Source organism: Azonexus caeni, from assembly GCF_048146105.1.
Lineage (GTDB): Bacteria > Pseudomonadota > Gammaproteobacteria > Burkholderiales > Rhodocyclaceae > Azonexus > Azonexus aromaticus_B.
In genome coordinates, this window is the sequence record NZ_JBKJAD010000031.1 from 1 (window position 1) to 20,087 (window position 20,087).

Sequence of the window (20,087 nt, forward strand, 5' to 3'; positions counted from 1 at the left end):
ACAACCTTCGTTCACCAAAAAGAAACTCAGCAAGCGCCAGAAGCGCAAGTTCGCCAATTGGGACGAGTCCATCATGCGCAGCATCCTCGGAATTCAACCATTATGATGTTCGAGTGCAAAGGCCCTGAGTCATTGCCAAAGCCCCCAACCTCATGACTTCGTTGCTTCCGTAATGCCGATCGACAATTCCGGTAATTTGTAGTGGCCTGCCGCACATTGGGCCACGACGCCTTCCTGTGCTCATCTTCAAACCGGGTCTTGATATTCCATTCGAATAACGGCACGATGCCGGGCTTGATGTCACTTCCTACAATCTCGCCTGGCCAATATCCACTCACCATGAACGAACCAACATTCTTGTTTGACAACGAAGATCCCGAAATGCAGGAAGCGTGTCGTGCCGCTCAAGCATCGTTCCGCTACTTCTGGCGTGAGCTTTCTTGGGAGAGGCGGCGCATCGTCCCCGCCCTGAACATGACTCTGCTCAAGCTGCCTTTTACCGACGGGCCGCAAGCAGACGGCAATTCCGAATTCGAGCAGATGTGGATCGGCGACATCGACTTCGACGGCGACTCCGTGAGCGGCACGCTCTTGAACTCGCCGAACTACCTGACCTCGGTGCAGGAGGGTTGCGTTGTTTCAGCTCCCTTCGGGCACCTCACAGATTGGATGATGACGGCTGACGGCCGCGCCTACGGCGGGTTCACCGTCAATCTGATGCGCTCGAAGATGAACCGCAGGGAGCGCAATGAACATGACCAAGCGTGGGGACTCGATTTTGGTGACCCGACCGACGTTCAGATTGAGATCAAGGAGAAGTCCAAGCCCAAAGCCGGTTTGATCGCCAGCCTTTTTGGCAAAGACACTGGACCGCAGTCAGTGCCTGAGGGTTTTAAAGATCATCCGATGTGCGCAAACATGATTCCTGAGATCGAAGCGCTATTGCAGGCCGACCCGAGCATTGCCCGCACTGTTGATGAAGATGGCTGGACTCTGCTCCATCAGGAAGCGCTTTCAGGCAACCTCGGCGTGGTGAAGCTGCTTGTATCGTTTGGCGCGGACTGCACCGCCCGAACGCCAAGTGGCTACACTGCCGCGGAACTTGCCCGGAAGATCGGCTGGTCGGAGATCGCCGACCACATCAATGCGCACGCGGCGATCTAGCAGGACGCCCCCCTCTCCCGCCAAGGCCAACAAGGCAATCCCCATGGACATCCCCCGCATTTTCAACATCACCGAAAGCGCCCATCGCATTCACAACCCGATGACCCCGGACAAGCTCGCCACGCTCGGCGCGGCCTTGCGACTGGAGGCCGGGGCGCGGGTGCTCGATCTGGGTAGCGGTTCGGGCGAAATGCTGTGCACCTGGGCGCGCGATCATGGCGTTGCCGGCACCGGCGTCGATCTCAGCCAGTTGTTTACCGAGCAGGCCAGGAGCCGGGCGGTTGAGCTTGGCGTTGCCGAGCGCGTCCGCTTCATCCATGGCGACGCGGCCGGCTTTGTTGCCGAGGCGCCGGTCGATGTGGCTGCCTGTGTCGGCGCCACCTGGATCGGTGGCGGCGTCGCCGGCACGTTGGAGTTGCTGGCGCGCAGCCTGCGGCCGGGCGGCCTTTTCCTGATCGGCGAGCCCTACTGGCGGCAGTTGCCGCCGACGGAAGCGGTGGCGCAGGGTTGCCTGGCCCGCTCGCTGGCCGACTTCCTCACCCTGCCGCAACTGCTCGCCTCCTTCGGCGAACTGGGTTACGACGTGGTCGAAATGGTGCTGGCCGACCAGGATGGTTGGGATCGCTACGAGGCGGCCAAGTGGCTGACCATGCGCCGCTGGCTGGCGGCCAATCCCGACGACGAACTGGCCGGCGAGGTGCGCGCCCAACTGACCAGCGAACCGGTGCGTTACGCCACCTACACCCGCGAATATCTCGGCTGGGGCGTGTTTGCGCTGATGCGGCGCTGAGCGGGATCAATTGCCCATGAAATTCGGATACACCATCGTCTACGTGCAGGACGTCAAGGCATCGCTGGCTTTTTTTTCGAGCGGGCGTTCGGGCTGAAGACGAGCTTCCTGGACGAGGCGGCGGGTTACGGCGAGCTGGACACCGGCGCGACCGCGCTGGCCTTTGCCTCGCACGCGCTGATGGCCGATTTGCTGCCCGGCGGCTACCTTGCCGGCCAGGAAAGCGCGCGGCCGCTGGGCGTCGAGATCGGCCTCTTCGTCGATGACGTGGCGGCCGTGCACCGGCAAGCCCTGGCCTGCGGCGCGGTCGAACTGGCGGCGCCGAAACGGACGCCCTGGGGGCAACTGGTTGCCTTCGTCCGCTGCCCGGACGGCACGCTCGTCGAAATCTGCACGCCCACCCAACGCTGAGCTTTTGCCGCCATGAAATGCCTCGTCGTCATCGCCCACCCGGTCACCGACAGCCTCTGCCACGCGCTGGCGCAGTCCGCCATCCAGGCGCTGGGCGAGGCCGGCCACACGGTCGAGATTGAAGACCTCTACGCGACGGAGTTCCCGCCCGCGCTGACGACCGCCGAGCGGCAGAGCTATTACGCGCCGTCCTTTGACGCCGCCGCCGTGCAGGCGCAGATCGCGCGGCTGCTGGCAGCCGACGCGCTGGTGCTGGTTTTCCCCACCTGGTGGTTCGGCTTTCCCGCCATCCTGAAGGGCTGGTTCGACCGCGTCTGGGCGCCCGGCGTGGCCTACGACCACGCCAGCGACCTCGGCCCGATCCGCCCTCGGTTGCACCAGCTGCGCCACGCGCTGGCGATCACCTCGCTCGGCTCGCCCTGGTGGGTGGACCGCCTGCTGCTGCGCCAGCCGGTCAAACGGGTGCTGAAAACCGCCCTCCTCGGCACCTGCGCGCCGGCCTGCCGCTTTGAAATGCTGTCGCTGTACCAGGCCGAGAAGCTGTCCACCGGGCGGGTCGAGGCTTTTCGCGGGCGCATCCGGCGGGCGCTGGGCAAGTGGATTTAAGGCGTGCTCCCAGTATGCGTCGTGTGACACAAAGAGGGGAAGCAGCCGTGGCGATAGCTGACTGGACATAACGTACGCGAAAACGTACCATCCTTGCACTATCCATCGGAAAACGATCATGACCACCCTGACTGCCAGCGAGGCCCGCGCCAACTTGTATCGACTGATCGACCAGGCTGCCGAGTCGCATCAGCCGATCCACATCGCCGGCAAGCGGACCAGCGCGGTTCTTCTGGCTGCTGAGGACTGGGCGGCAATTCAGGAAACGCTCTACCTGCTTTCCGTACCCGGCATGCGCGAGTCGATCAAGGAAGGGATGGCCGAGCCGCTTGAAGAAAACAGCGAGGAGCTGGACTGGTGAGCTGGCGCGTGGTCTACGCCAGGCACGCGCAGAAGGACGCGAAAAAACTGGCGGCGGCCGGACTGAAGGACAAGACAAAAGACCTGCTGGCCGTCCTCGCCGCCGATCCATTCCAGAACCCGCCACCGTATGAAAAGCTCGTCGGCGACTTGGCTGGTTGCTACTCGCGCCGCATCAACATCCAGCATCGGCTGGTGTATGAGGTGTTTGCCGAAGAACGGACGGTGCGCGTGCTGCGCATGTGGTCGCATTATGAATAACAGGTTCGCCCCATGAACGACATCATCTGCACCGTCGACGTCGTCCTGATGACGCTGAAAGACAGCCGCCTGCATGTGGCGCTGTTGAAGCGCGACCATGCGCCGTTTGCCGGTTTACCGGCGCTGCCCGGTGGCTACATCCGGGCGGCCGAGGATGGCGATACGCAGGCGGCGGCGGCGCGCATGTTGCGGGAGAAGACGGGCATCGACAGCCCCTACCTGGAGCAGTTGGCGACCTTTTCCGGGCGGGAGCGCGATCCGCGTGGCTGGTCGCTGTCGGTGGCCTATTACGCGCTGGTGCCGCATGAGCTGATCGAGCGCGCCGGCCATCCGGAGGTGACGCTGCTGCCGGTCGACAAGGTCGGCGAACTGCCTTTTGACCATGCGCACATCGTCGCGGCGGCAGTGCAGCGGGTGCGCAACAAGAGCAGCTATTCGTCGCTGCCGGTTTACCTGTGCGGCGACAGCTTCACGCTGCCGCAGTTGCAGGCGGTCTATGAAGCCATCCTCGGCGAGCCGATCAACAAGGTCAGCTTCCGCCGCAAGATGGAAGAGCTGGACATGGTCGAACCGGTCGCCGGCGCCATGGAAACCGGCAAGGCGCACCGCCCGGCGCAGTTGTACCGACTGCGCGAGTGCTACAGCCGCAACCTGTCGCTGACCGACCGGGCGCTAAACGCCAAGGGCTGAAATCGAATTCAGCAACGCCAGAATGCTACGGTGCGCAGAAAAAACACAAGGAAAGCTACAGTCCAAAAGCAGCAATGTGCCAAATCAAGCCGGCTTAAGCACGATCACACACGAAAGCTCGTTCTGCCTTCCTGAGCGCGCCTCGGCATCTGCGATGACCGCGGGCGAATGCGAAATGCTCTCGAATCGGAAATAACCTTTGAAATAGTATTTGGTATCGACACGCCTTCGCTTCACAAAGACAGGAAATCGAGTGTCGGGTTGCCGAGAAAGCAAATTGGCCTTTCCAATCACTTTGGAAGCTCTTCCGACTTGAATTTCTCGTGGCGCGCCGGGATTCATCTTTTCCAAGGTAAAGCAACCGGCAAGGATGATCTTGTTCCTTTGCGGCAGATAGGTCTGCAACTCGCCACCGCACATCGCCTGAATTTCAGTGCGCGTATAGGGTGTATTCGGCTTTGGATGTCCCATGGATTACTCCAAAAAACCACACAATGAGCAGGCAGATTCCCCATCTCGTTTTCTTGGCTCAATCCAGCCGGCGGCGGAATACCCAGGTTTTGTCGTCCGAAGCTTCCGGCGCGAAGGCGTAGCCGTCGCTGTCGAAGTCCTTGAGGCCTTCCGGGTCGGTCAGCCGGTTGAGCACGGCGTAGCGCGTCATCAGGCCGCGCGCGCGTTTGGCGTAGAAGCTGATGATCTTGTACTTGCCGTTCTTCCAGTCCTCGAACACCGGCTGGATCAGCTCGCCCTTGAACTTGCGGCCGATCGCGGCCTTGAAATATTCCTCGGACGCGAGGTTGACCGCGACCGGGCGGGGCATGGCGTCGAGTTCGGCGTTGATCGCGTCGAGTAGCGTCTCGCCCCAGAAGGCGTAGAGGTCCTTGCCGGCGCGGTTCTTGAACCTGGTCCCCATTTCCAGGCGGTAAGGCTGCATCAGGTCGAGCGGCTTGAGGATGCCGTAAAGGCCGGAGAGGATGCGCAAGTGCTGCTGGGCGAAGTCGAGGTCGGCGGCGGAGAGCGTCTTCGCCGCCAGACCGTCGTAGACGTCGCCGTCGAAGGCGAGCACGGCCTGCTTGGCGTTGTCCGGCGTGAACGGCAAGGACCAGTCGGCGTAGCGGTTGTAGTTGAGCAGCGCCAGCGGATCGGACAAATCCATCAGATTGGCGATGTCGGCCGGCGACAGGGCGCGCAGCTGCTCAATCAGCGTCTGCGAACGGTCGAGGAAAGCCGGCTGGGTATACGTCGCGACATGCGGCGGCGTCTTGTAGTCGAGGGATTTGGCCGGGGAAAGGAAGATCAGCATGGACGGACGACGGAATTGGCGATGCCGGCCATTTTAACGGAGGCGCCGCCGCGCGGATGGTCGCGGCGGATGTCGGTCGGCGAACAGCCGAAGCGGCGGCGGAAGCGCACCGCGAACTGCGACGGCGACTGGTAACCGACCTCGCCGGCGATGCGGGTCACCGGCTGGGCCGTCGATTGCAGCAGGGTCAGCGCCGTGGACATGCGCACGTCGAGCAGGATTTCCGACAGCGAACTGTCCTCGGCGGCGAGATGGCGGCGCAGGCTGGCCTCGCTCATCGCGAACTGGGCGGCAACCTCGGGCGAACGCCATTCGCGCGCCGGGTCGCCGGCGAGCAGGCGGCGCACCCGCGGCGCCAACTGCGTCTCGGCAAGGAGCAGGCTGCCGGCGCCTTCCAGCCAGACGAGCATTTCCAGCGCACGGTGGCCGACCACCGCATCGGGCAGCGCCGGGTCGTCGAGCGCTTGCGTCAGCGCCGTGAAGGCCTCGGCGAAGGCCGGCACGACGGCACCGAGCGGCACCACCGGCCGCGGCCGGGCGCCTGCCGGCGCCCGCCATTGCTCAAGCAGGCCGCGCTCCCATGCCAGCCAGCGGGCGCGATAGGCGGGCGCCGCGCCAAGGTAATTGGTGACATCGAAAGCCTGGCCGCCGGCCAATGCCACCGCCTGCCCGGCTTCGACGCGAAAGGTGCCGGCCGCGCCGTGCAGCACCTTGTAGCCGGCTTCAACCAGCACCAGCGTCGGCTGGTCGATCCACAGCCGGCGGAACAGGAGCGGCTGGCGCTGGACGATGCTGCCGGCAACGGCAACGCCGGGGCGCTGGGCGATGGTCGGCGTCATGCGTTTCTCCGCAATTGATGATGCGGCAATCTTAACGCGCCGCCGTAAAAGTCGCGCTGGCCTTGCCCAGGCCGTTGGCCCAGGCGTGGAAGCCGACCAGCGCCGGCGTCGCGTTGGCGGGCAGATCGAGTTTTTCGACTTTCAGCGCATGGACCGTGAACACGTAGCGATGCGCCGGCCCCGGCGGCGGGCAACTGCCGAGGTAGGCGGCTTCGCCGTTGTCGCCGGCAACCGGGCGGGCGCTGGCGGGCAGTGCGCCACCGGGGTTGCCGGCACCGACCGCGAGATGATCGGTTGCCGCCGGCAGGTTGGCAACGACCCAGTGCCACCAGCCGGAACCGGTCGGCGCATCGGGGTCGTACATGGTGACGACGAAGCTCTTGGTACCGGCCGGCGCGTCGTGCCAGCGCAAGGCCGGCGAGACGTTGCCGCCGCTACAGCCGAAGCTGTTGGCCTGATGCAGCGGTGCCAGCCGGCCGTCGGTGCCGGCGTCGACTTCGAGGCGAAATTCGCCGGCGCGAACCAGGCCGGCAGCGAACAGTAGCAGCGAAACAAGGGCAAAGCGGCAAACGGATTTCACGGCGGGCTCCGGGTGAGTTGGGGAGACTCCAGTCTGCCCGGCCCGCACCAACGCGACCGCTTCACGGCGCGCAAGGACTGTCCCGATTCGCTCAATCGCCTACGCCCGCACCGCCCGCCGCGCCGGGATTCACGGACTGCCCGAGCACCTCGGCAAGGATTACCCGGTTTTGCAGCAATCCCCGAGGCGCCCCGCCCTGAGCATCTGCTACATTGGCAGTTGCATGCCCAACCGGATATCGCCATGAAACCCCGCGCAATCACCGCTTTCCTGGACCGCTACGTGATCGGCCAGGACGAGGCCAAGCAGACGCTGGCCGTCGCCGTCTATACCCACTTCCGCAAGCTCGCGCTGGCCGACGGCGCTGACAGCGGACTGGCGCAGACCAAGAGCAACGTGCTGCTGATCGGCCCCACCGGCACCGGCAAGACGCTGCTCTGCCAGACGCTGGCGCGCGGCCTCAAGCTACCCTTCGTCACCGCCGACGCCACCGCCCTGTCGCAATCGCGTTTCGTCGGCGACGAACTGACGGCGCTGATGCTGCGCCTGCTCGAACAGGCCGGCGGCGACCCGCAGCGCGCCGGGCGCGGCATCGTCTTCATCGACGAGATCGACAAGCTGGCCAGCGCGGACGAACCGGAGCGTGCCGGCGCCGGCCGCGCCGTGCAGCACGCGCTGTTGAAGATCATGGAAGGCAGCCTGATCCACCTGCCCGGCGGCGCCACCATCGACACCCGGCACACCCTGTTCATCTGCGGCGGCGCCTTCGTCGGCCTCGACGCGATCATGGCCGGCCGCACCTCCTACGGTTTCATCGGCACCTCGGACAGCGACGACGGCCGCATCATCGAACGCCTGAACAGCCGCATCAAGCCGACCGATCTCTTTGCCTACGGCCTGATCCCGGAATTCACCGGCCGCCTGCCGATCATCGCCCGCCTCACCGCACTCGGCCGCGAGGATTTCGTGCGCATCATGCAGGAACCCGCCGACAGCCTCTATCGCCAGTTCCGCGAACTGTTCCGCCTGGAGGGCGCCGAGCTCGTCATCGACCCGCCGGTATTCGCCCAGATCGCCGAGCTGGCGCTCGAATACAAGGTCGGCGCGCGCAGCCTGCGCGGCATCTTCGAGGAACTGATGACGCCGGTGCTCTATACCCTGCCCGACGAAGCGCCGGGCAGCAGAATCCATTTCCGTTCGCTGTTCAGCGCACCGGAAAAGACGGCAGCCGGTCAAGGCGGGTAAAATCCCACCTTTGCCTTTTCTGGAAAACCGATGAAACGATCCCGCTTCGGCGCCCGCGACCGCCTGTCGCGCGACGCCGCCGAACTGCAGCGCCTGGCCACCGGCCTTTCCGAATCCGGCGGCAAGCTCGAGGATGCCTACTGGGAAGCCCAGCTGGCCGGCGTCGTCGACGAACTGCTGAAGAACGGCGCCGAGGACGACATCAACATCGCCCTCGACCGCCTGTTCGAAGCCAACCCGAGCGCCCACGACGAACTCGCCGACATGGTCGAGTCGCGCGCCGAGACGACGCGCCTGGAAGTCGACGGCGCAGCCTGGGACATCCTGCTCTTCGCGGCACCGGTACTGGCCTGGTCGCGCTTTTCGATCGCCGCCTGCCCGCTGCCCAAGAGCACGCTGCAGACGCTGACCGTGCAGCTCGGCGCGCATGTCTTCGCCACCGGCAACAAGCTGGCGCTGGCCGATTTCCTGTTCAGCCCGGACCAACTGCCGCGCAGCTTCTGCGACACCTGGCAACTGACCCGCGAACTCGGCGAAGCGGCGCTGGCCGGCACGAATCTGACGGTCGATAGCGCCCACCTGCCGGAAACCAACCGCTTCCTCGCCGATGTCCGCTACCTGATCGGCGCCATCGCCGTGCCGCGCGGCGGCGCGCTGTTCCGCTGGAACGAGAAGGATGGCGCCAAGGAAGACGCGTTGCGCGAATGGACGCGCCAGGGCGGCCCCAGCCTGGAGCCGCTGTTCGCCGGCTGCGCCTGGCAGCCGCTGCTCGCCGACGCCTATCACGCCGCCTGCCGCAACGCCGACCGCGGCTCGCGCCCGTACTCGGTGAAGGCGTCGATCGCCTTCCTGCAGACCACGCTTGGCCTGATGCCCGACGCCATCCGTGCCGTCATCGGCCCCTGCTACGACCGGCGCATGGAGGAATACCGCGTCGGCCTCGGCCCCAAGGACGGCGACGCCGTCTACCACGGCATTGTCTGGCCGCTGCTCGGCGGCGAGGACGAGAGCACCGACTGCGCCGGCGAGATCGAAGCGGCGCTGCGCGAAGCCGGGGTCAAGGAAGTGCGCTTCCTCGACCACCACTTCCCGATGGAGTTCTGCGACGACTGCGGCGCGCCGATGTTCCCCAACATCGACGGCGAACTGGTGCACGCCGAAATGCCGGAACAGCCGTCGAGCGGTTCGCAGCACCTGCACTGATGCGCGCGCCCGCCCGGCCCCTTCCTCCTTCCATAGCGCGGCAATCGCGCCGCGCGCCACTACGGTGAGCGGCAACGCCGACTGGCTGGCGCGCAGCCAGGCTGCCGTCTGGCACCCGTGCACGCAGATGCGCCACCACGCCGACCAGGCGTCGCCGGCGCACCTGCCGCTGGTGCCGATCGCCCGCGGCGCGGGGCCGTGGCTGTACGATTTCGACGGCAAGCGCTACCTCGACGGGATCAGCTCGTGGTGGACCAACCTGTTCGGCCACGCCGAGCCGCGCATCAACGCGGCGCTGCGCGAGCAACTGGAAACCCTTGAGCACGTCATGCTGGCCGGCTTCACGCACCGGCCGGTGGTCGAACTGTCCGAACGCTTGAGCGATCTGACCGGCGGTACGCTCGGCCACGCCTTCTACGCGTCCGACGGCGCCTCGGCGACCGAAATCGCGCTGAAGATGAGCTTCCACTACTGGCGCAACGTCGGCCGCCCGGAGAAGGCGGAATTCCTCTGCCTCGCCGGCAGCTACCACGGCGAAACGGTGGGCGCGCTGGCGGTCACCGACGTCGCCATCTTCAAGGACGCCTACGCGCCGCTCGTGCGCCACGCCGCGCACGTCCTACCCGCGCCCGACTTCCGCCTGGCCGAAGCCGGCGAAACCCCGGCCGACGTCGCCCGCCGCGCCGCCGCCGGCCTTGCCGACTGGCTGGAGAAAAACGGCGAACGCACCGCCGCGCTGATCGTCGAGCCGCTGGTCCAGGGCGCCGCCGGCATGGCGATGTCCGACCCGGAATACCTGCGCCTCGCCCGCCAGTTGTGCGACCAGCACGAAGTGCACCTGATCTGCGACGAGATCGCCGTCGGCTGCGGCCGTACCGGCACCTTCTTCGCGCATGAACAAGCGGAGATTCGCCCCGACCTGATCAGCCTCTCCAAGGGCATTTCCGGCGGCTACCTGCCGCTCTCGGTGGTGCTGTGCAGCGACACGATCTACGCCGCCTTCCTCGACGACACGGTGGCGCGCGCCTTCCTGCACTCGCATTCCTACACTGGCAACCCGCTCGCCTGCCGGGCGGCGCTGGCAACGCTGGACATCTTCGCGCAGGATGACGTGCTGGCCGCCAACCGCGTGAAAGCGCAGAAGATCGGCGCCGCATTGGCACCGCTCGCCGCCCATCCGCAAGTTGCCCACCTGCGCCAGCGCGGCATGATCGCCGCTTTCGACGTACTCACCGACGACCCGCATTTCTCGCGCCGCTTCTACCGTGCCGCGCTGGAGGCCGGCGCGCTGCTGCGACCAATCGGCAACACCGTCTACCTGATGCCGCCCTACGTCGTCGGCGACGACGAGATCGCGCTGCTCGGCCGGGCCGCCGCCGACGCACTGGAGGCGGCGCTACGATGATCGCCCTGTTCCTGAAATCCCTGCTCGGCGCCGGCGCGGTGCTGATCATCGCGCTCCTCTCGCGCTCGAAGAGCTTCTACATCGCCGGCCTGGTGCCGCTCTTTCCGACCTTCGCGCTGATCGCCCACGCCATCGTCGGCGCCGAACGCGGCATGACCGATCTGCGCACCACGGCGCTGTTCGGCCTCTGGTCGCTGATCCCCTACGCTGTCTACCTGCTCGCCGTGTACTGGCTGAGCGCCCGCCTGGCGCTGGCGCCGACGCTGATCAGCGCCACCCTGGCCTGGGTCGTCGCGGCAGCGCTGCTGCTCGTCGTCTGGATGCGCGTGTACGGCAGCGCCTAAGTCCTGCTCTCGGCAACCTGGACCAGCAGCAGGAGTTCGCGCCGCTTTTCGTCGCGTTCGGCGCCCGCCGGCAAAGCCTCGACCGCCTGGCGCAAGGCGGCGATTTCCCGGCGCAGCAGCACCTCGCGCGGCGTAAAGCCGGCGTTCTTCAGAATCCGGTTGACCATGCGCTGCTCGGGCGAGAGCAAGGGCTCGTCGTCGAAAACCAGCGGCTTGCCGGCCCCCGGCAGGTGGTCGAGATCGCCGCGCGCCAGCGCCTCGCTGATGCGCCGTTCGGCGAGCTGTTCGAAAATTCCGGCCATGCGCGCTAGCCAGGGGTTCAGGCGACGAGTTCGGGAAACAGCACGTCGGTAAAGCCGAAGCGCGTGAAATCGCGAATCCGCGACGGATAGAGGCGACCGATCAGGTGATCGCATTCGTGCTGCACCACCCGCGCATGAAAGCCTTCGGCGACCCGGTCGATCGGCTGCCCGTCGGGGTCGTGCCCCTGGTAGCGGATGCGCTGCCAGCGCGCCACTTCGCCGCGCATTCCCGGTACCGACAGGCAGCCTTCCCAGCCGCTTTCCTCGGCCTCGTCGAGCGGCGTGATCCGGGGATTGATCAGGACGGTCAGCGGCACCGGCGGCGCCTCCGGGTAACGCGCGCTGGCCTCGAAGCCGAAGATCACCACCTGCAGGCTTGCGCCGATCTGCGGCGCGGAGATGCCGACGCCACCGGCCGCCTGCATCGTCTCGAACATGTCGTCGATCAGTTGACGCAGCATCGGCGTACCGAACGCCGTCACCGGCCTGGCCACTTCCCAGAGCAGCGGATCGCCCATCCGCAGAATTTTTCTTACCGCCATTTTTCCCGCCATCGACGGCCAGTCGGCCGTTTCCGAAAAAATCGAAAGATTACGCCCAGCAAAACCTGTTCACCTCCGTGACATTCCCGTTACGATGACGTTTCCCAACGAACACGGAGACATTGCCGATGAAAGTGAAAGCAAGCATTGAACGTGGCGCCCGTTATCTTTGTACCAAAATCGGCGCGGTCGTTGTAGCCATCGAACAGGTGGCGGTGGTCAAGGGCCTCGCCATGTGGGAAGTCGAAAGCGAGATCGGCAGCGGCGCCCGCCGCCGCTTCATCGTTTCACAACGCGCCCTGCAGCCGCTGGCGGCCTGAGCGGCGGCGCCGGCCGCCGAACCGGAAAGGCAACGCCGCCCCCCTGACTTTGTTAAAGTTCGCCCTGCGTCCAGCAATGCTGGAGCAATGGCGAATCAAACAGGGGGTAACGTGAAAATCCGGCTATATCAGGTCGATGCCTTTGCCAGCAGGGCTTTTTCCGGCAATCCGGCGGCCGTCTGTCCGCTCGACGCCTGGCCGGATGACGGCTTGCTGCAGGCCATCGCCGACGAGAACAATCTTTCGGAGACCGCCTTCTTCGTCCCCGACGGCGACGGCTTCGCGCTACGCTGGTTCACGCCGACCACCGAAATCGACCTCTGTGGCCACGCCACGCTGGCTTCGGCGCACGTCCTGTTCAACATTCTCGGCTACGCCGGCGAGCGCATCCGCTTCCGCACGCGCAGCGGCGAACTGGTCGTCGAACGCGCCGGCGCGGCACTGGCGATGGATTTCCCGGCCCTGCCGCCGCGCCCCTGCCCGGCGCCGCCGGCGCTGCTCGCCGGGCTCGGCGCGACACCGACGGCAATCCTCGCCGCCGACGACTACATCGCGGTTTTCGACGACGAGGCCAGCGTCCGCGCGCTGGCGCCCGATTTCGCCTGTTTCCGCCGTCTCGACCGGCGCGGCGTGGTGGTCACCGCACCGGGCAGCGACGTCGATTTCGTCAGCCGCTTCTTCGCCCCCAAGGTCGGCATCGCCGAAGACCCGGTCACCGGCTCCGCCCACTGCGAACTGACGCCATACTGGGCGGCCCGCCTTGGCAAAAACGAACTTAGTGCACGCCAGGTGTCGCGGCGCGGCGGCGAACTCGGCTGCCGCCTGCAGGGCGAGCGGGTGATCGTCTCCGGCCGGGCGGTCACCTTCCTGCAGGGTGAAATCGAGCTGACGCGATGAGCCGCACGCTCGACCAGCGCCTGACGCAAGAGCTTGCCGAACTGGCCGCTGCCGATCTCGGTCGCCTCCACCGCCTGCTGGAATCACCGTGCGCCAGAGTGGTCACGGTCGACGGCCGGCAACGGATCAATTTCGCCAGCAACGATTATCTCGGGCTCGCCGCCCATCCCGCCCTCGCCCGCGCCCTCGCCGACGGCGCGCTGGCCTGGGGCGCCGGCAGCGGCGCCGCCCACCTGGTCAGCGGCCACCTGCAGCCGCACGCCGCACTGGCCGAGCGGCTCGCCGAATTCACCGGCTTTCCGGGCGTCCTCACTTTCGCCACCGGCTACCTCGCCAACCTGGCGGTGACGCCGACGCTGGCCGGGCGCGGCGACGCGGTGTTCGCCGACAAGCTCAACCACGCCTCGCTGATCGACGCCATGCAACTGGCCAAGGCCAACGGCGCGACGACGCAGCGTTACCCGCACGCCGACCTCGCCGCGCTCGAGCGCCTGCTCGCCGCCAGTCCGGCGCAGACCAAGCTGATCGTCAGCGACACCGTGTTCAGCATGGACGGCGACCTCGCCCCGCTGCCGGCGCTCCACGCCTTGGCCGAGCGTTACGACGCCTGGCTGGTGCTCGACGACGCGCACGGCTTCGGCGTCCTCGGCCCGCAGGGGCGCGGCAGCCTGGCCCACTTCGGTCTGCCGGCCGACCCGCGCATCCTGCTCATGGGCACCCTCGGCAAGGCGGCCGGCGTCGGCGGCGCCTTCGTCGCCGGCTCGGCGCTGGCCATCGACTACCTGCGCAACAAGGCGCGCAGCTACATCTTCACCACCGCCGCGCCACCGGCCGTTGCCTGCGCGCTGAGCGCCAGCCTCGACCTGATCGCCGCCGGCGACGCGCTGCGCGCCAATCTTTTCGCCCGCATCGCCCAGTTGCGCGACGGTCTGGCCGGCCTGCCCTGGCATCTGCCGGCCTCGCCGACGGCGATTCAGCCGCTGCTCGTCGGCGACAACGCGGCGGCACTGGCGCTCGCCCGCCGGCTCTGGGAAAACGGCCTGTGGGTGCCGGCGATCCGCCCGCCGACCGTGCCGAAAGGTACGGCACGCTTGCGCATCTCGCTCTCCGCCGCGCACACCGAGGCCGACGTCGCTGCCCTGATCGGCGCGCTGCGCGAGGCGGCGGCGGGTTAAAATCGCCGCCCGACTTTCCCCGATGAGCCTGTTGCGATGAACGCTCCCCTCGTTTTCCTGCCCGGCTGGTGTCTCGGCCGTGGCCCGCTGCAGGCCGCGGTCGACGCGCTGCACGGGCAATTCATCGATCTGCCCGGTTACCGCGACGAAGCGCTGGAAGGCGACTTCGACCACGCCGTCGCCGCCATCGGCGCCCGCCTGGCGACCGGCAGCACGCTCGCCGGCTGGTCGATCGGCGCCCAGTTGGCGCTGGCCGTCGCCGCCCGCCATCCGGACAAGGTCGGCAAGCTGCTGCTGGTCGCCGGCACCGCTTCCTTCGTCCAGCGCGACGGCTGGCCGGACGCCATGCCGCCGGCGACGCTGGCCGATTTCAGCGCCGCCGTCGGCGTCGACCCGGTCGGCATGCTGCCGCGCTTCGTCGGCGGCTTCAACCGTGGCGACGCGCAGGCCAAGGAAGTCAGCCGCCGCATCCTCGAACAGGCCGATCCGCTGCCCTCGCCGCTCGTCCTCGCCGCCGGCCTGGCCTGGCTGCGCGACGTCGACCTGCGCGCCGACGCTGCCCGGGTGCGGGCGCCGACCCTGCTCATCCATGGCGATGCCGACCCGCTGATGCCGCCCGCCGCGGCGCGCGCGCTGGCGGCGCTGATTCCCGGCGCCCGTCTCGAACTGTTCGCCGGCTGCGCCCACGCTCCCTTCCTCTCGCAAGCGGAACACTTCGTCGCCACCGCCCGCGCTTTCTTCGATGAGCCAGCCGCCTAAGGCGCGCATCCGCCAGTCGTTCGAACGCGCCGCCGCCACCTACGACGCCGCCGCCGACGTCCAGCGCCGCATCTGCGCCCGGCTCGCTGCCGGGATGTCGGACGCGGCGCCCGCCCGCCTGCTCGACGCCGGCTGCGGCACCGGCGCCGCGCGCGGTCTGCTGCAGGCGCGCTACCCGGCCGCCGAAATCGTCGCCCTCGACCTGTCGACGGCGATGCTGCGCCGCCTGCCCGGCGCTTGCCAACGCCTCGCCGGCGACCTCGAACACCTGCCGCTGGCCAGCGCCAGCATCGATCTCTACTGGTCGAGCCTGGCCTTGCAGTGGTGCGACCCCACCCGCGCCCTCGGCGAAGCCCGTCGCGTGCTGCGTCCGGGGGGCCGGCTGGCGCTGGCGACGCTCGGCCCGGCGACCTTCCACGAGATGCGCAGCGCCTTCCGCGACGTCGACGCCTACCGGCACACGCTGCATTTCCACGATGCCGAACAGCTCGCCGCGCTCGCCGGCGCCGCCGGTTTCACCGCGGTCGACTGCGCCAGCCACATGGAAACCGCCTTCTACCCGGATCTGCGCGCGCTGCTGCGGGCGGTCAAGGCGGTCGGCGCCAACCAGTTGGGCGCCGGCCGGCGCAGCGGACTGATGAGCCGCAACGCCTTCGCCCGCCTGACCGCCGCCTGGGAAACCTTGCGCCAGCCGGACGGCCTGCCGCTCACCTACGATGTCATCCTGATCCACGCCCAAACATGAGTTCAGCCTACTTCCTCACCGGCACCGACACCGATGTCGGCAAGACCCACATCGCCTGCGCCCTGCTCCACCGCGCCCGCCGCGCCGGGCTGTCGGCGGTCGGCCTCAAGCCGGTCGCCGCCGGCACCGACGCCGCCGGCCACAACGACGACGTGCAGCGCCTGCGCGCCGCAAGCAGCGTCCAGTTGCCGGACGAGGTGGTCAATCCCTATTGTTTCGCGCCCGCCATCGCGCCCCACATCGCCGCCGCCGAAGCCGGCGTCGATATCGATTTCACGCGCATCGCCAGCACCGTGGCGAGCGCCCGCCAGGCGGCGGATTTCGTCGTCGTCGAAGGCGCCGGGGGCTTCTGCGTACCCTTCGGACTCGACCGCAACGGCGCCGATCTCGCCGCGCAACTGCGGCTGCCGGTGATCCTGGTCGTCGGCATGCGGCTCGGCTGCCTCAACCACGCGCTGCTCACCGCCGAAGCGGTTGCCGCGCGCGGCCTGGTCATCGCCGGCTGGGTGGCGAACTGCCTGGCGCCGCCGATGCCTTACCTGGAAGAAAATCTGGCGACGCTGAGCGAACTGCTGCTGGCGCCAAGGCTGGGGGTCGTCTCCTGGGATGAGACGGGCAAGGTCGACAACGCTGCCAGCCAGCTCGAACTACCGTTCTGAGACGCGCAGCACCGCGGCGACTTCGTTGATCCGCGCGACGATGCCCTGCGCCTTGGCCTCGGCACCGTCCATCACACCCTGGCGGGCCTGCATTTCCAGCGCCAACGCCAGTTCGGCGCCATGGTCGTCGGACATCGTCGCCAGCAAACCCTTGACCGTATGCGCCTCGCGCACCAGTAATTCGGCGCTGCCGGAGAGACTGGCCGCCAACAGGTTGCTGCAATTGTGCTCGACGTCCTGCAGGAAGATGTCGATCATCATCGCGTAGATGTCCCGATCACCGCCCAGACGCTCCATGATTGCCGGCTTGTCGATGGCGAAGGGTGGGGTGGTGGTCATTGCAGTCTCCATTCGACGCTGTATCAGATCAGCGGCATTTCCTCGTCATGGAAGCGTTGCCGCACTTCGAGCACTTCCTCCCAACCGGCCAGCAAAGCTTCGACGCAGAGGGGATCGAAGTGCGCGCCACGCCCGTTTTCGAGGAAACGCAACGCATCGTCCAGCGACCAGGCTTTCTTGTATGGGCGTTCCGAGGTCAGCGCATCGAAGACGTCGGCGACGGCGACGATACGACCGAACAACGGGATGGCGTGCCCCTTGAGTCCTTTAGGATAGCCGCTCCCGTCATATTTTTCATGGTGGGAAAGGGCGATTTCGGCGCCCGCCTGCAGGATTTCCGATCCGCTGTCTTTGAGCAACTCATAGCCCAGTTCGGCGTGCCGTTTCATGACTTCGAACTCCTGCGGCGTCAGACGGCCGGGTTTGAGCAGGATGTAGTCGGGAATGCCAATCTTGCCGACATCGTGCATCGGCGCCGCCTTCAGCAGCAGCCGACAACTGGCATCGTCAAGGTCGAGCCCGCGGGCGATGATTTCCGAGTAGTGCGCCATACGCTGGATATGGGCACCGGTTTCGGGATCGCGGAATTCGGCGGCGCGCGAAATACGGAAGATCAGCTCGCGTTCGCGCTCGCGGATTTCCCGGGTACGTTCCTCGACCTTTTCGGCCAGATAGGCGGCGCGATCGGCGAGGAATTTCTGGCCAGTGCGCAAGGCCAGCATGTTGCGCGAACGGGCCGAGAATTCGATGCGGTCGATCGGCTTGGTCAGGAAATCGTTGGCGCCGCCGAGCAGCGCTTCGTAACGGATGTCCTTCTGGTCATTGGCGGTGATCATCAACACCGGGATCTCGGTCCGCCCATGCAGCGCGCGGAAGGCGGCGATGAAACGCAGGCCGTCCATGTCCGGCATCATGTAATCGACGATGACCAGGTCGGGCACGTTGTCGCGACACCATTCGAGCGCTTCCAGCGGGCGCTCGAAAAGGATCGGTTCGCAATCCCCGAGCTTGAGGACCAGCGCCTTGATCAGCGTCAGGTTGATGTCGCTGTCGTCGATGATCAGTACCTTGTGCATTCGTCTGCCCGAGCGTTGCGTTTCTCGGCGCAGTATATAATGCGCCGCCATGAAACTCCTCTTCGATCTCTTCCCGGTCATCCTCTTTTTCGCCGCCTTCAAATACGCTGGCGGCCATCCGGAAACCGCCGCCGACTGGGTCGGCAGCCTGCTCGGCGGCGCCGTCATCGCCCCCGACAAGGCGCCGATCCTGCTCGCCACCGTCGTCGTCATCGTCGCCACCGTTGCCCAGATCGCCTGGGTGCATTTCCGCCACGGCAAGGTGGACAAGATGCTCTGGCTCAGCCTCGGCCTGGTCGTCGTCTTCGGCGGCATGACGCTGATCTTCCGCAACGAGGCCTTCATCAAGTGGAAGCCGACGCTGCTCTACTGGGCCTTCGCCGGCAGCATGCTGTTCGCCGCGCTGATCATGAAGAAGAACGCGATCCAGGCCATGCTCGGCGAGCAGATGAAGTTGCCGGACGCCGTCTGGCGGCGGCTCAACTTCGCGTGGATCGGCTTCTTCCTGCTCATGGGCGTGCTCAACCTGATCGTCGCCTTCAATTTCCCGACCGATATCTGGGTCGATTTCAAACTCTTCGGCGGCATGGGCCTGATGCTCGTCTTCATCGTCGCGCAGGGCGCGCTGCTGTCGAAGTACATCGAGGAAGAAAAATGATGCTGTACATGATCGTCGGCGAAGACCGCCCCGGCAGCCTGGAACAACGCCTCGCCGCCCGCCCCGAGCACCTCGCCCGCCTGCAGGCGCTGCAGGCCGAAGGTCGCCTGCTGCTGGCCGGTCCCTGCCCGGCGATCGACGCGCCCGACCCCGGCGCCGCCGGTTTCAGCGGCAGCCTGATCGTCGCCGAATTCGCCTCGCTCGACGCCGCCCGCACCTGGGCCGATGCCGACCCCTACATCGCCGCCGGCGTCTACGAAAAGGTCACCGTCAAGCCGTTCAAGAAGGCACTGCCGGCGTGAGCCACGAAGCCACCCTCGCCCTGCTGCGCGAACGCCTGGCGGCACTGGCGCCGCAATCGCTGACCATCGCCGACGAATCGCACCGCCACGCCGGCCACGCCGGTGCCGGCGGCGGCGCGCATTTCCGCGTCGACATCGTGGCAGCGGCTTTTTCCGGCAAAAAGACACTCGTTCGTCATCGTCTGGTGTACGATGCCGCAGGTGACTTGATGCACCACCGGATCCACGCGCTGGCCATACGCGCACTGGCCCCCGAAGAAGTCTGACTTTCGTACCAACCACCCCCAGGACCCCATCCCCATGTTCAAACTCAGCTCCCTGGCTGCACTGCTGGTTGCCGGCAGCCTCATCTCCGCACCCGCCTTCGCCCAGAGCAAGGCCTACGCCACGGTCAACGGCAAGGCCATCCCGCAAACCGTGTACGACGCCTTCCTTGCCGAGCAAAAGGCGCAGGGCGCCCCGGATTCGCCCGAACTCAAGAACGCGATCAGGGAAGAACTGATCCGCCGCGAACTACTCTCGCAGGAAGCCGCCAAGAAGGGCCTCGACAAGAAGCCGGAAGTCCGCGGCCAGATGGAACTGGCCCGCCAGGCCGTGCTGATCCGCTCCTTCATGGGCGACTACGTGCGCAGCCATCCGGTCAGCGACGCCCAGTTGAAGTCCGACTACGAGCAATTGAAGAAGTCGCTCGGCAGCACCGAGTACAAGGCGCGCCACATCCTGGTCGAAAAGGAAGACGACGCCAAGGCGATCATCGCCAAGCTGGACAAGGGCGAGAAATTCGCCACCCTGGCCAAGCAGTCGCTGGACCCCGGTTCCAAGGACAAGGGCGGCGAACTCGAATGGAGCGCCCCGACCGCCTACGTCAAGCCTTTCGGCGACACCCTGACGACGCTGAAGAAGGGCGAATACACCAAGACGCCGGTGAAGACCGACTACGGCTTCCACGTCATCCAGCTCGAAGACAGCCGCCCGCTGACGCCGCCGCCGTTCGAACAGGTCAAGCCGCAACTGCAGCAACGCGCGACGCAGATGCAGGTGGAAAGCCTGATCAAGGACCTGCGCGCCAAGGCCAAGGTCAACTGACCTCACCCAAGGCCAGACCAGCCCGC

Annotated in this window: 29 protein-coding genes; 21 read left to right on the plus strand and 8 right to left on the minus strand. The window is 66.5% G+C overall.

From position 1 onward, the window contains the following. Positions 1-357: 357 nt before the first annotated feature. The 7 genes from ACLIIZ_RS19520 to ACLIIZ_RS19550 all read left to right on the plus strand — a co-directional run bounded on the left by ACLIIZ_RS19520 (position 358) and on the right by ACLIIZ_RS19550 (position 4,282). Positions 358-1,164 carry a DUF2314 domain-containing protein gene (locus ACLIIZ_RS19520; protein ID WP_416695046.1) on the plus strand — a complete coding sequence of 269 codons (807 nt, stop codon included), beginning with the start codon at positions 358-360 and terminating at the stop codon, positions 1,162-1,164. 43 nt (positions 1,165-1,207) lie between these two features. Next, positions 1,208-1,954, plus strand: coding sequence for an SAM-dependent methyltransferase (locus tag ACLIIZ_RS19525; protein WP_416695048.1), 747 nt, complete (start codon positions 1,208-1,210; stop codon positions 1,952-1,954). A gap of 60 nt (positions 1,955-2,014) precedes the next feature. Beyond that, a complete protein-coding gene (locus tag ACLIIZ_RS19530; RefSeq protein WP_416695137.1) occupies positions 2,015-2,365 on the plus strand; it encodes a VOC family protein in 351 nt (116 codons plus the stop codon). 12 nt (positions 2,366-2,377) lie between these two features. Next, the gene (locus ACLIIZ_RS19535) at positions 2,378-2,971 is read left to right on the plus strand and encodes an NAD(P)H-dependent oxidoreductase (RefSeq protein WP_416695051.1); all 594 of its coding nucleotides are present in this window, start codon (positions 2,378-2,380) and stop codon (positions 2,969-2,971) included. 118 nt (positions 2,972-3,089) lie between these two features. Then, a complete protein-coding gene (locus ACLIIZ_RS19540) occupies positions 3,090-3,332 on the plus strand; it encodes a type II toxin-antitoxin system Phd/YefM family antitoxin (protein ID WP_416695053.1) in 243 nt (80 codons plus the stop codon). Then, positions 3,329-3,592: a Txe/YoeB family addiction module toxin gene (locus ACLIIZ_RS19545; RefSeq protein ID WP_416695056.1), complete on the plus strand. Its 264-nt coding sequence runs from the start codon at positions 3,329-3,331 to the stop codon at positions 3,590-3,592. The genes ACLIIZ_RS19540 and ACLIIZ_RS19545 overlap by 4 nt, the downstream gene beginning before the upstream one ends. Before the next feature lie 12 nt (positions 3,593-3,604). After that, positions 3,605-4,282, plus strand: a complete 678-nt coding sequence (locus ACLIIZ_RS19550; protein ID WP_416695058.1) for an NUDIX hydrolase — start codon at positions 3,605-3,607, stop codon at positions 4,280-4,282. Between the two features lie 84 nt (positions 4,283-4,366). Here ACLIIZ_RS19550 and ACLIIZ_RS19555 read toward each other — a convergent pair whose 3' ends face one another. From ACLIIZ_RS19555 to ACLIIZ_RS19570, 4 genes are read right to left on the minus strand one after another with little or no spacing between them, the layout of a single operon-like run. After that, positions 4,367-4,753, minus strand: coding sequence for a hypothetical protein (locus ACLIIZ_RS19555; RefSeq protein ID WP_416695062.1), 387 nt, complete (start codon positions 4,751-4,753; stop codon positions 4,367-4,369). Between the two features lie 58 nt (positions 4,754-4,811). After that, on the minus strand, positions 4,812-5,585 hold the full coding sequence (gene yaaA / locus ACLIIZ_RS19560; RefSeq protein WP_416695065.1) for a peroxide stress protein YaaA: 774 nt from the start codon (positions 5,583-5,585) through the stop codon (positions 4,812-4,814). Then, positions 5,579-6,424, minus strand: a complete 846-nt coding sequence (locus ACLIIZ_RS19565) for a helix-turn-helix transcriptional regulator (protein WP_416695067.1) — start codon at positions 6,422-6,424, stop codon at positions 5,579-5,581. Before ACLIIZ_RS19565 ends, yaaA begins: the two co-directional genes overlap by 7 nt. Positions 6,425-6,455: 31 nt before the next feature. After that, positions 6,456-7,004: a YbhB/YbcL family Raf kinase inhibitor-like protein gene (locus ACLIIZ_RS19570; RefSeq protein ID WP_416695069.1), complete on the minus strand. Its 549-nt coding sequence runs from the start codon at positions 7,002-7,004 to the stop codon at positions 6,456-6,458. A gap of 243 nt (positions 7,005-7,247) precedes the next feature. Between ACLIIZ_RS19570 and ACLIIZ_RS19575 the strand changes: the two genes are divergently transcribed. The 4 genes from ACLIIZ_RS19575 (at position 7,248) to ACLIIZ_RS19590 (ending at position 11,201) form a co-directional block, all read left to right on the plus strand. Next, positions 7,248-8,249 carry an AAA family ATPase gene (locus ACLIIZ_RS19575; protein ID WP_416695071.1) on the plus strand — a complete coding sequence of 334 codons (1,002 nt, stop codon included), beginning with the start codon at positions 7,248-7,250 and terminating at the stop codon, positions 8,247-8,249. 30 nt (positions 8,250-8,279) lie between these two features. Continuing rightward, positions 8,280-9,452 carry a DUF2863 family protein gene (locus ACLIIZ_RS19580; RefSeq protein ID WP_416695073.1) on the plus strand — a complete coding sequence of 391 codons (1,173 nt, stop codon included), beginning with the start codon at positions 8,280-8,282 and terminating at the stop codon, positions 9,450-9,452. A gap of 64 nt (positions 9,453-9,516) precedes the next feature. Beyond that, positions 9,517-10,857 (plus strand): adenosylmethionine--8-amino-7-oxononanoate transaminase, encoded by a 1,341-nt coding sequence (bioA, locus tag ACLIIZ_RS19585; protein WP_416695076.1) that lies wholly within the window; start codon positions 9,517-9,519, stop codon positions 10,855-10,857. Next, positions 10,854-11,201 carry a GlpM family protein gene (locus ACLIIZ_RS19590; RefSeq protein ID WP_416695078.1) on the plus strand — a complete coding sequence of 116 codons (348 nt, stop codon included), beginning with the start codon at positions 10,854-10,856 and terminating at the stop codon, positions 11,199-11,201. The genes bioA and ACLIIZ_RS19590 overlap by 4 nt, the downstream gene beginning before the upstream one ends. On the opposite strand, the gene ACLIIZ_RS19595 is transcribed toward ACLIIZ_RS19590, so the two are convergent. Next, positions 11,198-11,503, minus strand: coding sequence for a DnaJ family domain-containing protein (locus ACLIIZ_RS19595; protein ID WP_416695081.1), 306 nt, complete (start codon positions 11,501-11,503; stop codon positions 11,198-11,200). The genes ACLIIZ_RS19590 and ACLIIZ_RS19595 overlap by 4 nt on opposite strands. Positions 11,504-11,520: 17 nt before the next feature. Continuing rightward, a complete protein-coding gene (def, locus tag ACLIIZ_RS19600; RefSeq protein ID WP_416695084.1) occupies positions 11,521-12,045 on the minus strand; it encodes a peptide deformylase in 525 nt (174 codons plus the stop codon). Between the two features lie 128 nt (positions 12,046-12,173). Between def and ACLIIZ_RS19605 the strand changes: the two genes are divergently transcribed. The 6 genes from ACLIIZ_RS19605 to bioD all read left to right on the plus strand — a co-directional run bounded on the left by ACLIIZ_RS19605 (position 12,174) and on the right by bioD (position 16,600). Further along, positions 12,174-12,365 (plus strand): hypothetical protein, encoded by a 192-nt coding sequence (locus tag ACLIIZ_RS19605; protein ID WP_374327735.1) that lies wholly within the window; start codon positions 12,174-12,176, stop codon positions 12,363-12,365. Positions 12,366-12,476: 111 nt separating this feature from the next. Further along, positions 12,477-13,262, plus strand: a complete 786-nt coding sequence (locus tag ACLIIZ_RS19610) for a PhzF family phenazine biosynthesis protein (RefSeq protein ID WP_416695086.1) — start codon at positions 12,477-12,479, stop codon at positions 13,260-13,262. Continuing rightward, the gene (gene bioF, locus ACLIIZ_RS19615; protein ID WP_416695088.1) at positions 13,259-14,437 is read left to right on the plus strand and encodes an 8-amino-7-oxononanoate synthase; all 1,179 of its coding nucleotides are present in this window, start codon (positions 13,259-13,261) and stop codon (positions 14,435-14,437) included. Before ACLIIZ_RS19610 ends, bioF begins: the two co-directional genes overlap by 4 nt. A gap of 36 nt (positions 14,438-14,473) precedes the next feature. Continuing rightward, entirely contained in the window at positions 14,474-15,196 is a 723-nt protein-coding gene (locus tag ACLIIZ_RS19620; protein ID WP_416695090.1) for an alpha/beta fold hydrolase, read from the plus strand. Next, positions 15,180-15,941, plus strand: coding sequence for a malonyl-ACP O-methyltransferase BioC (gene bioC / locus ACLIIZ_RS19625; RefSeq protein ID WP_416695092.1), 762 nt, complete (start codon positions 15,180-15,182; stop codon positions 15,939-15,941). The genes ACLIIZ_RS19620 and bioC overlap by 17 nt, the downstream gene beginning before the upstream one ends. Continuing rightward, on the plus strand, positions 15,938-16,600 hold the full coding sequence (bioD, locus tag ACLIIZ_RS19630; protein ID WP_416695094.1) for a dethiobiotin synthase: 663 nt from the start codon (positions 15,938-15,940) through the stop codon (positions 16,598-16,600). Before bioC ends, bioD begins: the two co-directional genes overlap by 4 nt. On the opposite strand, the gene ACLIIZ_RS19635 is transcribed toward bioD, so the two are convergent. Together ACLIIZ_RS19635 and ACLIIZ_RS19640 are read right to left on the minus strand one after the other, a co-directional pair. Further along, positions 16,589-16,939 carry an Hpt domain-containing protein gene (locus tag ACLIIZ_RS19635; protein WP_416695096.1) on the minus strand — a complete coding sequence of 117 codons (351 nt, stop codon included), beginning with the start codon at positions 16,937-16,939 and terminating at the stop codon, positions 16,589-16,591. The two genes, bioD and ACLIIZ_RS19635, sit on opposite strands and share 12 nt — an antisense overlap. A gap of 23 nt (positions 16,940-16,962) precedes the next feature. Next, complete coding sequence (locus ACLIIZ_RS19640; RefSeq protein ID WP_416695099.1) at positions 16,963-18,015, minus strand: HD domain-containing phosphohydrolase; 1,053 nt, start codon at positions 18,013-18,015, stop codon at positions 16,963-16,965. A 49-nt stretch (positions 18,016-18,064) separates the two neighbouring features. Here ACLIIZ_RS19640 and ACLIIZ_RS19645 point away from each other — a divergent pair, with 49 nt between their 5' ends. From ACLIIZ_RS19645 to ACLIIZ_RS19660, 4 genes are read left to right on the plus strand one after another with little or no spacing between them, the layout of a single operon-like run. Continuing rightward, positions 18,065-18,673 carry a septation protein A gene (locus tag ACLIIZ_RS19645; protein ID WP_416695101.1) on the plus strand — a complete coding sequence of 203 codons (609 nt, stop codon included), beginning with the start codon at positions 18,065-18,067 and terminating at the stop codon, positions 18,671-18,673. After that, complete coding sequence (locus tag ACLIIZ_RS19650; protein WP_416695140.1) at positions 18,673-18,975, plus strand: YciI family protein; 303 nt, start codon at positions 18,673-18,675, stop codon at positions 18,973-18,975. Before ACLIIZ_RS19645 ends, ACLIIZ_RS19650 begins: the two co-directional genes overlap by 1 nt. Then, a complete protein-coding gene (locus ACLIIZ_RS19655; protein ID WP_416695103.1) occupies positions 18,972-19,241 on the plus strand; it encodes a BolA family protein in 270 nt (89 codons plus the stop codon). Before ACLIIZ_RS19650 ends, ACLIIZ_RS19655 begins: the two co-directional genes overlap by 4 nt. Before the next feature lie 34 nt (positions 19,242-19,275). Further along, positions 19,276-20,061 (plus strand): peptidylprolyl isomerase, encoded by a 786-nt coding sequence (locus ACLIIZ_RS19660; protein ID WP_416695105.1) that lies wholly within the window; start codon positions 19,276-19,278, stop codon positions 20,059-20,061. Positions 20,062-20,087: the final 26 nt, after the last annotated feature.